This window comes from uncultured Bradyrhizobium sp. (assembly GCF_964252615.1).
Classification (GTDB): domain Bacteria; phylum Pseudomonadota; class Alphaproteobacteria; order Rhizobiales; family Xanthobacteraceae; genus Bradyrhizobium.
In genome coordinates, this window is record NZ_CAXUNQ010000005.1 from 99484 (window position 1) to 112781 (window position 13298).

11 protein-coding genes are annotated in these 13298 nt (G+C 63.6%); 5 read left to right on the plus strand and 6 right to left on the minus strand.

Annotation, left to right across the window (positions count from 1 at the left end; translation table 11 throughout):
- The first annotated feature begins 158 nt into the window (after window positions 1-158).
- On the plus strand, window positions 159-902 hold the full coding sequence (locus ACFE72_RS05060; protein ID WP_375411965.1) for a hypothetical protein: 744 nt from the start codon (window positions 159-161) through the stop codon (window positions 900-902).
- Window positions 903-1035: 133 nt separating this feature from the next.
- Here ACFE72_RS05060 and ACFE72_RS05065 read toward each other — a convergent pair whose 3' ends face one another.
- The 6 genes from ACFE72_RS05065 to ACFE72_RS05090 all read right to left on the minus strand — a co-directional run bounded on the left by ACFE72_RS05065 (window position 1036) and on the right by ACFE72_RS05090 (window position 8952).
- Window positions 1036-2904, minus strand: a complete 1869-nt coding sequence (locus tag ACFE72_RS05065; RefSeq protein ID WP_375411966.1) for a gamma-glutamyltransferase family protein — start codon at window positions 2902-2904, stop codon at window positions 1036-1038.
- A 342-nt stretch (window positions 2905-3246) separates the two neighbouring features.
- Window positions 3247-4248 (minus strand): ABC transporter ATP-binding protein, encoded by a 1002-nt coding sequence (locus tag ACFE72_RS05070; RefSeq protein ID WP_375411967.1) that lies wholly within the window; start codon window positions 4246-4248, stop codon window positions 3247-3249.
- Window positions 4245-5228 carry an ABC transporter ATP-binding protein gene (locus ACFE72_RS05075; protein ID WP_375411968.1) on the minus strand — a complete coding sequence of 328 codons (984 nt, stop codon included), beginning with the start codon at window positions 5226-5228 and terminating at the stop codon, window positions 4245-4247. Before ACFE72_RS05075 ends, ACFE72_RS05070 begins: the two co-directional genes overlap by 4 nt.
- Window positions 5229-5247: 19 nt before the next feature.
- Window positions 5248-6228, minus strand: coding sequence for an ABC transporter permease (locus ACFE72_RS05080; protein ID WP_375411969.1), 981 nt, complete (start codon window positions 6226-6228; stop codon window positions 5248-5250).
- A 13-nt stretch (window positions 6229-6241) separates the two neighbouring features.
- Complete coding sequence (locus tag ACFE72_RS05085; protein ID WP_375411970.1) at window positions 6242-7222, minus strand: ABC transporter permease; 981 nt, start codon at window positions 7220-7222, stop codon at window positions 6242-6244.
- Window positions 7223-7362: 140 nt separating this feature from the next.
- Window positions 7363-8952 carry an ABC transporter substrate-binding protein gene (locus ACFE72_RS05090; protein ID WP_375411971.1) on the minus strand — a complete coding sequence of 530 codons (1590 nt, stop codon included), beginning with the start codon at window positions 8950-8952 and terminating at the stop codon, window positions 7363-7365.
- Window positions 8953-9154: 202 nt separating this feature from the next.
- Between ACFE72_RS05090 and ACFE72_RS05095 the strand changes: the two genes are divergently transcribed.
- The 4 genes from ACFE72_RS05095 to ACFE72_RS05110 all read left to right on the plus strand — a co-directional run bounded on the left by ACFE72_RS05095 (window position 9155) and on the right by ACFE72_RS05110 (window position 13228).
- Complete coding sequence (locus tag ACFE72_RS05095; RefSeq protein ID WP_375411972.1) at window positions 9155-10405, plus strand: NAD(P)/FAD-dependent oxidoreductase; 1251 nt, start codon at window positions 9155-9157, stop codon at window positions 10403-10405.
- Window positions 10406-10539: 134 nt separating this feature from the next.
- Window positions 10540-10818, plus strand: a complete 279-nt coding sequence (locus tag ACFE72_RS05100; RefSeq protein WP_375411973.1) for a DUF6489 family protein — start codon at window positions 10540-10542, stop codon at window positions 10816-10818.
- An 8-nt stretch (window positions 10819-10826) separates the two neighbouring features.
- A complete protein-coding gene (locus ACFE72_RS05105; protein WP_375412048.1) occupies window positions 10827-11645 on the plus strand; it encodes an esterase/lipase family protein in 819 nt (272 codons plus the stop codon).
- 32 nt (window positions 11646-11677) lie between these two features.
- Complete coding sequence (locus tag ACFE72_RS05110) at window positions 11678-13228, plus strand: wax ester/triacylglycerol synthase family O-acyltransferase (protein ID WP_375411974.1); 1551 nt, start codon at window positions 11678-11680, stop codon at window positions 13226-13228.
- Window positions 13229-13298 lie beyond the last annotated feature (70 nt).

Here is a 13298-nt window from a genome sequence, read left to right on the forward strand (position 1 = left end):
TCAAGGGATGGATTGCCGGGCCAAGCCCGGCAATGAGATGAGATGTGTGCATCCAGCAGGGCTTGACCCGGCAATCCGTCACGTTTCAAAAGGCTCGTCTTAAGATGGATGCGCGGATCATGTCCGCGCATGACGCCGTTCGAAGGGAGACGTTTTTCATGACGCAGCATTTTCCGGCAGGCAATTATCGCTTCATTCCGGCCGTGTTCCAGTATTCGAGCGGCGCGGCGGCCGATACGGGTTTTGAGGTCGAACGCGTGCGCTTCGATCAACTGCTGCCGCTGGCCGACGGTTTTGCACAGGCCGCCAGATACATGCAGGCGGCCGGACGTCCCCTGACGTCGTTCTGCGCTTGCGAATTGCGCTCGCCGGCGGCCTTCACGGAGGATGGGTTCCGCAGATTCAACCAGCACTATGTCAAGACGCTGGCCGAATGGAAAATCTTCGACGGCACCGTCAATCCGGTGGCGCGCAGCAATGTGTGTCCGGAAATCGACCCGCCGCCGGAGCCGTCATTTTACGCGTTTTCCTTCACGCGTCCGAGCACCGGTTCGAGACCGAGCTTTGTCATCGCCGGCGGCGCCGAATCCCGCGGCGGAAGTGGAAGCTACGCCGAGCGTACGGTGCGCTACCGCGACCTCAGTCCCGATGGCATCAGGGAAAAAGTCCGCTTTACCGTGGGCTCCATGGCCGGCCGCCTCGATGCATTCGGATATGGCTGGAAGGACACCACGGCGGTGCAGGCCTACAGCGTGCATGACTTCCATGCCGCCGTGGCCGACGAACTGGCGCGCCGCGGCGCCATGCGATCGGGTCTCACCTGGCACTTCGCGCGGCCGCCGGTGGTCGATCTCGAATACGAGATGGACTGCAGGCGGGTGGCGAGGGAAACGGTGGTCTGATTGGCACTGCCCAAGGCCCAGCGGAGCGCGTAGCCTTTGCGGAGCGGTGCGCTGCAGGCCGTCGCCCGCCGCGATGCCGAAATGGGCCGGTCGCGGAATCGCGGGCGATGATCGACCAGGTCAGCTGCGCGAACTATCGTCCGGCCGCGTAGCCCTGCATGCCGCGGGGATTGGCGGCGGCACGCCGGCGGCGGCCAAGCTTCGAGGCGGCGGTGAGACGGCCTTCCGACCAGCCCGGGCCGACTTCGACCTCGTGGCCGCGGGCGCGAAGGTCCTTCACGGTGGCATCCGGCACCCGCGATTCGACCACCATGACGCCTGGACGAGCCTTGCGCGGCCAGAATGACGACGGGAAATGCTCCGAATGCCACGCCGGCGCGTCGATCGCCTCCTGCAGATTCATGTTTGCGTGGACGTGTCGCAGGAAAAACTGCGTGATCCACTGATCCTGCTGGTCGCCGCCCGGCGAACCCCAGGCGAGATACGGCTCGCCATCGCGCAGCGCCATGGTCGGTGTCAGCGTCGAGCGTGGCCGCTTGCCGGGCTTGAGCGCCGCCGGATGGTCGTCGTCAAGCCAGAACATCTGCGCGCGGGTGCCGAGGCAGAAGCCGAGGTCGGGAATGACCGGCGACGAATGCAGCCAGCCGCCCGACGGCGTTGCCGTAACCATGTTGCCGTCGCGGTCGATAATATCGAAATGCACGGTATCACCGGGAATTGCGCCCATCCGTTCGCGGTCGCGCGTCTGCGAGACATCAGGCAGATGGTCTTCGTCGTGGGTCCAGTCGATGCGGCCGACGGTCGGTTCTCCGGCGCCGGAGTTTTCCACCGCCGAGCGCGCGCCGGAGGCGAGCCGGACGTCGACCTGCTTGCCAAAGCCGGTAACGGTTCCCGGCCGTAGCTCCATCGAGGCGTGACCGGTGATCAGCTTGCGGCGCTGGTCGTTGTAGGCGTCCGACAGCAGCACATCGACCGGCACGTCGACGAATTTCGGATCGCCGTAGAACGTGTCGCGATCGGCAAAGGCGAGCTTGGTCGCTTCGACCTGCAGATGAATGAACTCGGCGCTGACCGGACTAAGCGCATCGAGGTCAAAGCCCTTGAGTAAGGCGAGCGTCTGCAACGTCGCCAACCCCTGCGTCCAGGGGCCCGCCTTCATCACCGTGTAGCGCCCGTAATCGTAAGCGATCGGCGCCTCGATCGTCGCCTGCCAGTTGGCCATGTCCTGGCCGGTCAGGAGGCCACGGTGACGGCGGCCCGATGTATCCATGATGTCCTGGGTGCGGCAGAAGCGATCGATGGCGTCGGCGACAAAGCCCTGCGACCAGGCTTTTCGGGCGCGTTCGATCTCGGTCTCGCGGCTTCCGCCGCCGTTTTGCGCTTCGCGAAGGATACGCTCGTAAGTCTCGGCAAATTTCAGATTGCTGAAGATGGTGCCCGGCACCGGAACCCGGCCGTTGGGCAAATACACCGCGGCCGAGGTCGGCCAGTGCGCGCGAAACTGCTCCTTGACGGTGTCGATGGTGGCGCTGGCGCGCTCGACCAGCGGAAAGCCGTTACGCGCGTAATCGATCGCGGGACTGAGCACATCGGCGAGCCGCATCGTGCCATAGTCGCGCAGCAGGGTCATCCAGGTGTCGAAGGTGCCGGGAATGCAGGCCGCCAGCAAACCGGTGCCCGGTATGAGATCGAGACCCAGTTCGTCGCGGTAATGCGCGATGGTGGCGCCTGCCGGCGCCGGACCCTGACCGCAGATCACCTCGGTCCGTCCGCGCCTCACATCATGCACGATAACGGGCACATCGCCGCCCGGACCGTTCAGATGCGGTTCGACCACCTGCAGCGTGAACGCGGTGGCGACGCCGGCGTCGAAGGCGTTGCCGCCTTTCTCCAGGGTGGCCATGCCGACCGCGGTGGCGATCCAGTGCGTCGAGGTGACGACGCCGAACGTGCCTTCGATCTCGGGCCGGGTGGTGAAGGGATCGGGGTTGATCTTGCTCATGGGAATCCAATGTTGCGCCGGGTTTGCGCGGGCGGCGCACTTGACCACAGGCGAGGCGGGCTGCCAACCGGTCTTGAATCACCCTCCCGTCATGGCCGGGCCTGTCCCTACTGGATTCACACCTCCCGTCATACGCGGGCTTGACCCGCGTCCATCCATCTTCGGATGAGTCGTTTCGAAGGGGATGGATGCCGGGTCAAGCCCGGCCATGACGATGAGATGTGTGCATCCAGTAGGGCTCGATCCGGCCATCCACCCTCTTTGCAACAGTCTTTTGAAGCGTGACGGATACGCGGGTCAAGCCCGCGCGTGATGTGGAAAGGCCTGCGTGCGTCCTCGTGATTACGCGCTTGCGGCGGCGTGCGCCGGATCGTTCACCGCATGACACGCCACGCCGTCGATCAGCGCCGGCGTCTGCCTGCGGCAGAGATCGAATGCCAGCGGGCAGCGCGGGTTGAATGCACAGCCCGGCGGCGGGTTGATCGGGTTGGGAATTTCGCCTTTCACGGGGATGCGCTGGCGGCCGGACATGGTAAGATCGGGCACGGCGCCCAGCAGCATTTTCGTATAGGGCATGCGCGGGTTGTCGAACAACTCGCGGCCCTCGGCGATTTCGACAATGCGGCCGAGATACATCACGCCGACGCGGCTCGCCATGTGCCTGACCACCGCAAGATTGTGGCTGATGAACAGGTAGGTCAGGCCGAACTTGTCCTGCAGATCGCGCATCAGGTTCAATATCTGCGCCTGGACGGAGACGTCGAGCGCCGAGGTCGGCTCGTCGCAGACGATGAATTCGGCTTCCGAAGCCAGCGTGCGGGCAATCGCGATGCGCTGGCGCTGCCCGCCGGAAAATTCGTGCGGGTATTTCCAGCCGTCATCGGCATGCAGCCCGACCAGATTCAACAGTTCGCCGACACGGCCGCGGATGTGACGCTCGCCCTGAATGAGATCGAAGGCGCGGATCGGCTCGGCGACGATGGCATCGACCCGCAGGCGCGGATTAAGGCTGGCATAGGGGTCCTGGAAAATCATCTGGATGCGGCGTCGCAATCGCTGCCGTGCCTGCGATTGCCTTGTGTCGCTCATCGACACGCCGTCGATCACCACTTCGCCGGAGGTCGGTGGCAGCAGGCCGACCACCATGCGTGCAACCGTGGTCTTGCCTGAACCGGATTCGCCCACCAGTGCGAAGGTTTCTCCCTTGGCGATGTCGAAGGTGACGCTATCCACCGCCTTCAGGAATTCCAGATGACCGCCCTCGAGCAGCCGGTTGAGCCACGGCTTCGAGACGTCGAATACGCGGCGCAACTTCTTGACATCGACGAACGGCGCCGCGGTCATGCCGCGTTCTCCTTGGCGGTGTCGTAAAGATGGCAGGCCACGTCCTGGGTGCCGTGCCGGATCGGTTCCGGACGCTCGATCCGGCAGCGGTCGAAGGCGAAAGCGCAGCGCGGATGGAACGCGCAGCCCGGCGGTATGGCTGACAAACGCGGCATCGAGCCCGGAATCTGCACCAGCCGTTTCTCCTCGCCGGCGAGCGTCGGGATCGCGCCCATCAGGCCCTTGGCATAGGGATGCAGCGGGTGCCGCACCACATCCTGGACCGGGCCGATTTCGGCGATGCGGCCGGAATACATCACGGCAACCCGATCCGAGGTCTCGGCGATGACGCCCATGTCGTGCGTCACCAGCATCACCGCAGTTCCGTGGTCGCGGCCGAGCCGCTTGATCAGCGAGATGATCTGCGCCTGCACCGAAACGTCGAGCGCCGTGGTCGGTTCGTCGGCGATGATCAATTCCGGCTCGGCGCAGATCGCCAGCGCGATCACGACGCGCTGGCGCATGCCGCCCGAAAATTCATGCGGATAGGCATCAACGCGTTTTTCCGGTGCGGGAATGCCGACCTCGGCCAACAGATCGATGGCGCGCTTGCGGGCCCCCGATTCCGAAAGGCTGAGATGGGTGCGGATGGTTTCGACGAGCTGGTCGCCGACCCGGTAAAGGGGATTGAGGCTCGTGAGCGGATCCTGGAAAATCATGCCGATCCGCTTGCCGCGAAGCTTGCGCTGCTGTTCGGGCGGAAGATTATCGATCCGCAGGCCCGACAGATAGATCTCGCCGCCGCTGATGCGGCCGGGCGGATCGATCAGGCCAATCACGGCAAGGCCGGTAACGGATTTTCCGGCGCCGGATTCGCCGACCACGCCCAGCACTTCACCCTTGGCGATGTCGAAGGAAATTCCGTCAATGGCGCGCAGATTGCTGCGGCGGGTCGCAAATTCGACCCTAAGGTTGCGCACGGAGAGAACAGGTTCGGTCATATGGCCAGACCGTCGCGCATCATCGGAGCTTCGGATTGAGCGCGTCGCGCAGCCAGTCGCCGAGCAGGTTGATGGAGAGGATCAGGCCGGCGAGCGCGAAGCCCGGAAACGCCACGATCCACCACTCGCCCGCGAACAGATAATTGTTGCCGATCCGGATCAGGGTGCCGAGCGACGGCATGGTGTCGGGCATGCCGGACCCCAGAAACGACAATGTCGCCTCGGTAATGACCGCGAGCGCAAGATTGATGGTTGCGATCACCAGGATCGGTCCCATCGCGTTGGGCAGTACATGGCGCAGCATGATGACCGGCGCGGGCAGCCCGATCAGCTGCGCCGCCGCCACATAATCCTTGTTCTTCTCCACCATCACCGAACCGCGCACTGTGCGGGCGTACTGCACCCAGAAACTCAGGCCGATCGCGAATACCAGCACCGCCAGCGTGCTGATGGCATCGAGCCGGTTCCCCATCACCGATTTGACCACGCCGTTGATCAGAAGCGCGATCAGAATGGCAGGGAAGGTGAGCTGCACATCGGCGATCCGCATGATCAGACCGTCGAGCGCGCCGCCGACATAGCCGGCGATCAGTCCGAGGGCGATGCCAAGGGTGCCGGCAAGCACCACCCCGAGCACGCCGACCGTCAATGAAATCCGCAAGCCGTACAGAATGGCGGAGAAAACGTCGCGGCCCTGTTCGTCGGTGCCGAGCAGGAACGGGCTCTGGCCGTCCGCGGTCCACAGCGGCGCGATGCGCGAATTCATCAGTTGAAGCTGGGCGGGATCGAACGGGTTCTGCACCGCCAGAACCGGCGCAAAGATCGCGAGCAGAAAAAACAGCAGGGTTACGGCGGTCGCAACCATGGTGAGCCGGGAGCGCCGGAAGGAATGGAAGATGTCGCTGTCGATTGCGCGTCCGAACAGGCGTCGGGGCAGCGAGCGCGCGCGGGCCGCGCTCGAAACCGGTTCGGCGGGGTGGGGGATGAGGGCTTCGGTCATTGCCGGTCTCTGGTCAGGCCGGACGCTGGATGGTCGCGCGCAGCCGCGGGTCAACCACGGTATAAAGAATATCGACGACGAGGTTGATGGTGACGAAGATCAGCGACACTACCAGCAGGTACGCCGCCATGATCGGAATATCGACGTTCTGCACCGCCTGCACAAACAGCAATCCCATGCCCGGCCATTGAAACACGGTTTCGGTGATGATTGCGAATGCAATAACCGAGCCAAATTGCAGGCCGGCGACCGTGATCACGGGGACCAGTGTATTCTTCAGCGCATGGCCGAAATGGACGGCCCGCGTCGTTAAGCCGCGTGCCCGGGCAAAGCGGATGTAGTCGGTGCGCAATACTTCGAGCATCTCGGCGCGTACCAGCCGCATGATCAGCGTCATCTGGAACAGCCCGAGCGTGATCGCCGGCATGATCAGCGCCTTGAGTCCGGACACCGTGAGCAGGCCGGTGGTCCACCAGCCGATCCGCACCACGTCGCCGCGGCCGAACGACGGCAGCCAGCCCAGCGTCACCGCGAACAGATAGATCAGCAGGATGCCGATCAGGAACGTCGGCAGCGAGATTCCGATCAGCGACACCGCCTGGAATATTTTTGCCAGAAACGAGTCGCGCTTCAGCGCCGAGTAGACGCCCATCAGGATGCCGAACACCATCGCCAGGATGGTGGCGCAGGCCGCAAGCTCCAGCGTCGCCGGCATCCGCTCCGCCAGCAGCTTCGAAACCGGCTGGCGAAACTGATAGGAGACGCCGAATTTAAATTGCGCCGCATTGGCAAAATAGCGGGCGAACTGCACCGGCACCGGGTCGTCGAGGCCGAGCGATTTGCGCACCTGGGCGCGCTCCGCGGCCGGCGTATCCAGCGAGACGATCTGGTTGACCGGATCGCCCGCGAAACGGAACATCGAGAACGAGATGATCCCGACCGCGATCATGACGCCGATGGCCTGAATCGCACGACGAAGAGTGAAAGCGAGCATGTGGTCCTTTCACCGTAAATTCGTGGCGGCCGGTTGAATTCGTCATGGCCGGGCTTGTCCGGTCATCCATGTCTTTTTGGCTGCAGCGCCATCAAGCCGTGGACGCCCGGCGCAAGGCTGGGCATGACGGGATTTACCGCCTACTCCTGCTTGGTCGCCCAATAAAGCAGGATCTGATTGTCGGCGCGTTGCGTCAGCTTCACCTTCTTCGACACACCCCACGCCAACGCCTGCTGGTGCAGCGGGATGTAGCCATAATCCTTGATGCCGATCTCGAACGCGTTCTTGATCAACTGGTCGCGCCTGGCGGTGTCGGTCTCCTGCAGCACCTTGTCGGCGACGGCGTCCAGTTCCTTGCTGCAATAGCCGCCGAGATTGGCTTCGCCACGCGCCACCTTCGGGTCGTCGCGGCAACCCATGATATCGTAAAGCACGTTGTGGGAGTCGAGCGTGCCCGGAGTCCAGCCCAGCATGTAGAACGAGGTCTGGAAACCGCCGGGTTTGAGCACCTTGGCGAAATATTGCGCCTTGGGCTGCGCCAGCAGATTGATCTTGACGCCGATGCGGGCCAGCATGCCGACCACCGCCTGGCAGATCGCGGCGTCATTGACATAACGGTCGTTCGGGCAATCCATCGTGACCTCGAATCCGTCCGGATAGCCCGCCTCGGCCAACAGCTTCTTGGCGCCGTCCGGATCGAATTTCGGCCGAGTAAACTCGCCCGACAGCTTGAACAGTTGCGGCGCAACCATCAGCGCCGACGGGGTGGACAGGCCGCGCATGACGCGGCTCTTGATCAGTTCGATATCGATCGCCCTGTAGAACGCCTCGCGGACCCGAACATCCTTGAACGGGTTCTTCCCCTTGATGTTGGAGTACAGCAACTCGTCGCGCACCTGGTCCATGCCGAGGAAGATGGTGCGAATCTCCGGGCCCTTGAGAACCTGCGCGTTCGAGCTGGAATCCACCCGCGAGATGTCCTGGATCGGCACCGGTTCGATGACGTCCACCTCGCCCGACAGCAGGGCTGCGACCCGGGTGGCATCGGATCCTATCGGGGTGAAGATGATCTCTTTCAGATTATGTTCGGGTTTGCGCCACCAGTTGGGATTGGCCTTGAATACCGTCTTCACCCCCGGCTGATGGCTCTCGACGGTGAATGCTCCGGTGCCATTGGCGTTGAGCGAGGCGAAGCTCGGCGTGGTGGCCGCGGCCGGCGTCGGCGCAACGGAATTGTTGGCCTCGGCCCATTTCTTGTCGACGATGTACCAGGTGTCCCATTGCGAATTCAGGATCGGATTGGGAGAACTCAGGATGAAGTCGACGGTGTAATCGTCGATCTTGACGACCTTTGCATCCCTTGGAATGCGGGTCTGGAGATTTGACCCCTGCGCGCGCACGCGGTCGGCCGAGAATACCACGTCGTCGGCGGTGAAGGGATCGCCGTTCTGGAATTTGACATTCTTGCGCAGGTGGAATCGCCAGCGCGTCGGCTCCGGCGTTTCCCAGCTTTCGGCGAGCGCGGGGATGATCTTCAGGTCCTTGTCGCGCGCCGTCAGGCCTTCATAGACATGGCCAAGATGCGCGTGGGTCGTGGTCTCGTTAAGGCTGTAGGGATCGAGCGATTTGAGATCGCCCTGATTGGCGTAGCGCAGGGTTTGCGCCGATGCCGGAGCGAACGCCAACAGCGACGCCGCAGTCATCGCAAGCAGGGTCTGACGTAACGACATATGTCCAGGTTCTCCGCCGTGGCTTTGTGATCAGCGCGCCAAACGTCCCCGAAAGCGCCCGCCGATCATTGTCGCCAGAGTTTGGCTGCCGCGCAAGCGCGATTTGAGACGGTTCCCTCGCGCGCGCCGGAGCGGTTTGCGCGGTGGTGATGCAATACTTAAGTTCAAGGTCGCGCCGAAACGCGAACTTTCGGAGAAGGTCGTGGAATCCAGAGCCGACATTGTGGTGCTAGGCGCGGGCATGGTCGGCGTCTGCGCTGCCCTGCACCTGCAGCAACGCGGCCGCGACGTCATTCTTGTCGACAGACACGAGCGCGCCGGCGAGGAGACGAGCTACGGCAATGCGGGGTTGATCGAGCGCGCATCTGTTTTCCCCTACATGTTTCCGCGCGAGGCCGGTCCGATCCTCCGCTATGCGCTCAATCGCGCGCCCGAAGTGCGTTATCACGCCGCCGACTTGCCGGCGTTTTTGCCATGGCTGGTGCGCTACTTCGTGGCGTCGTCGCCGGAACGCGCGCTGCACAGCGCGGTGTCGGCGCTGCCCTTGATCCGGCGCAGCCTTGCCGAACATGAGGCGCTGATCGAGGAAGCCGACGTGCCGCAGCTGCTGCGGCGGACCGGCTGGATCAAACTGTTTCGTTCGCATGCGACGCTGGCGAAGGCGCTGGAGACGCTGGCGCGCGCCGGGCAGTATGGTGTCGAAGGCGAAGTTCTCGATTCCGCCGGCATTGCCGGACGCGAGCCAGGTTTGACCGGCGATTTCGCCGGCGCGATCCACTTTCCGGCGCCCGGTTTTGTTCCCGATCCCGGCGGACTGGCAAAAGCCTATGCCGCGCTGTTCGCGCGCAAGGGCGGACGCTTTCTTGTTGGCGACGCGCGAACGCTGGAACAGCGCAGCGGCGGCTGGCGCATCGCGGGGACCAACGGCGCCGTCGTCGCGCGCGAGGTTGTGGTGGCGATGGGGCCGTGGTCGGATCAGGTGTTTCGTCCGCTGGGATATCCGATCCCGCTTGCCGTCAAGCGCGGCTACCACCTGCATCTCGCCGCGCGCGGCAATGCCGTGCTCCACCATCCCGTCCTCGATTCGGACATGGGCTTCGTGCTGGCGCCGATGAATCGCGGCATTCGCCTTACCACCGGCGTCGAATTTGCCCGTCGCGATGCGCCGCCGACGCCTGTTCAGGTCGAACGCGCATTACCGCGGGCGCGAAAGCTGTTTCCATTGGGGGAGCCGGTCGAAACGAAGCCCTGGATGGGCGCGCGGCCCTGTTTGCCTGACATGCTGCCGGTGATCGGCAAGGCGCCGCGGCACAACGGGCTTTGGTTCGACTTCGGACACCAGCATCACGGCCTGACCCTGGGCCCCGCCACCGGCCGCCTGCTGGCCGAAATGATGACTGGAGCGACGCCGTTTGCCGATCCAAAGCCGTTCGCGGTCGAGCGATTCGGCTGAATCATCTTCGCCGGTCCTGCATTCGCGCCAGGGGATCACATATTCCGTCGCTTGCCCGCGCGCCCGGTCGCGGCGATACTGGCCGTTGTTCGTTTTGCTCTTGCGGGCATTTCGAACAGGACCGAGGAGCAGACATGAAAATCAACGTTGAGGTCGATTGCACGCCGCTGGAAGCACGGCAGTTTTTCGGACTGCCGGATGTGCAGCCGATGCAGACCGCGGTCATGGAGAAATTGCAGCAGCAGTTGACGGCCAATATCGAAAAGGTGTCGCCGGAGGCGCTGATGCAGAGCTGGTTCACCTTCGATCCGAAGATCGCCGAACGGTTTCAAGACATGTTCGCGACCATGGCCGGAATCGGTACCAGCCTTGGTACAGGCCTTGGGAGCCCCCGGCCCAAGGACAAGAAATAGTGCCGGCGATGAATCAGAGCGAGCCTGCCGCAACGCGCCGGCTTCGTCCGCCCGGCCTCATTCTGCTGCTGGCGGAAGCGAGAAGCATCCTCGAATTCAACGCCAGCCTGCTGCTTTCGCCGCTCCTGATGCGGGCGCCCAAGGGCGACGGCCACCCCGTGCTGGCGCTGCCCGGCTTTCTTGCCAGCGACCTGTCGATGGCGCCGATGCGGCGCTATCTGAAACAACTGGGATATGACGCCTACGCCTGGAACATGGGCCGTAATTTCGGCGACATCACGTCCCGGCGCAATGCGCTGAAAAAACTGCTGACCGATATCCACGAGGCGACCGGCCGCAAGGTCTCAATCGTCGGATGGAGCCTAGGCGGCGTCTACGCACGCGATCTGGCGCTGCAGTTGCCGGACATGGTCCGCTCCGTGATCACGTTGGGAAGTCCGTTCGCCGGCGACGTGCGGGCAACCAACGCCACGCGGCTTTACGAGGCGCTGTCCGGCGAAACCGTGGAAGATAATTCCGAACTGACAAAGGCCATCGGCGGCGATTTGCCGGTGCCGACCACCTCGATCTACAGCCGCACCGACGGCATTGTGAACTGGCAGACCTCGCTGCTGCGCCCTTCCGATACCGCTGAGAATATCGAGGTGCGGCTCGCCAGCCATATCGGCCTCGGCGTGAACGCCGCCGCGTTATGGGCGGTGGCGGACCGGCTGGCGCAAGCCGAGGGCGAATTCAAGCAATTTGACCGGTCGGGGCCGTTTGCCATTGCATATGGGCCGCCGGAAAATGCACAATCCGACCGCGGTCCTGAACAAGCGCGCGTCTGAAGCGTCGCGGGACCTGTTGCCGGGAGGAGACCATGGCTGAAGGCAAGAAGCTGTCCTCGATGGACGCGTCGTTTTTGTATCTGGAAACGCCGGAGATGCCGATGCATGTCGGCAGCATGGCGATCTTCCGGCTGCCGGAAAACTACCAGGGCAACTTCTTCGAGGACTTCAAGGCGATGATCGCCTCGCGCCTGCACATCGCGCCGATCCTCAAGGCGCGGCTGGAAAAGGCGCCGCTCGACATCGATCATCCAAGCTGGGTCGAGGATGACCAGTTCGACATCGATCGCCATATTTTCCGCGGCAGCCTGCCGGCACCCTACGACCGCGCCACGCTGGAGCGCATCGTCGGCTGGATGCATGCCAAGCTGCTCAACCGCGCCCGGCCGCTGTGGGAGTTCTACGTTTTCGAGGGCATGAAGGACAACGAGATCGGGCTGTACTCCAAGATGCACCACGCCTGCATCGACGGCGGCGCGGGGGCGGCACTCACCAACATGATCTACGACGTGACGCCGGTGCCGCGCACGGTCGAGCCACCCGTCGCGGCGCGCAAGGACGGCCCGGAGCCCCGCGAGATTGCCGCCAACCTGATCGATTCCTACCAGCAGCTCTGGCGCCAGCCGTTCGACGGCTCGGCGACGCCGAAGACCATCGACCTGCCGCGTTCGGGAAAAAGCGATATCGGTTCGATCCTGTTTGACAACGCCATGTTCCAGATCGAAAATGCCGTGAAATTCGTCGGCAGCCTGCCGACCATGGCGAAGAGCATTTCCGACGTGATCGGGAAGGTGACCGATCCGACATCGCGCGACAGCATCGCCAGCATGATGTCGCCGCCGACGATACTGAACAAGTCGATTTCCTCGGAGCGCAGCTTTGCCGGTACGTCGATATCGTTAAGCAAGGCCAAGGCGCTGGCGAAAGCGTCGGGTGGAAAATTGAACGACGTGGTGCTGGCGCTGAGCAGCGGCGTGGTGCGGCGCTATCTCAAGGATCGCGGGGCGCTCCCGGCCAAGTCGATGACCGCAGCGGTGCCGATCTCGCTGCGCGAGGAAGGCAACACCGACGCCAACAACCAGGTGTTCGGCATGATCTGCTCGATCGCCACCAATGTCGACGACCCCAAGGCGCGGCTGGAGGCGATCATCGCGCAATCCACCAAATCCAAGGAAATGTCGCATCCCTTGCGCGCGCTGATGCCGCAGGTCTCCAACATCTCCATGCTCGGCGCGCCTATCCTGGTGCAGATCCTGGCGCTGCTGTACAGCCGCTCCAGCCTGTCCGACGTGCTGCCCCCGGCGGCGAACATCACGGTCTCCAACGTGCCGGGGCCGCGGCAGACGCTGTATGCGGCCGGCGCAGAATTGCTGCACATCTTCCCGGTGTCGATCTCGACCCATGGTCTTGCGCTGAACATTACGGTGCAGAGCTACCGCGACCAGCTGGACTTCGGCTTCATCGCCGGCGCCAACATCATTCCCCATGTCCAGCTATTGTGCGACATGCTGCCGCAAGAATTCGACGCGCTGGCGGCCGCCTATGCGCCGCCGGCATCGGACGCGCAGAGCGCGGCGGGCTGAATGACCATTCCCACCCCCGTCGTCCCCGCGAAGGCGGGGACCCATAACCACGGATGGTCATTGGGCGGCC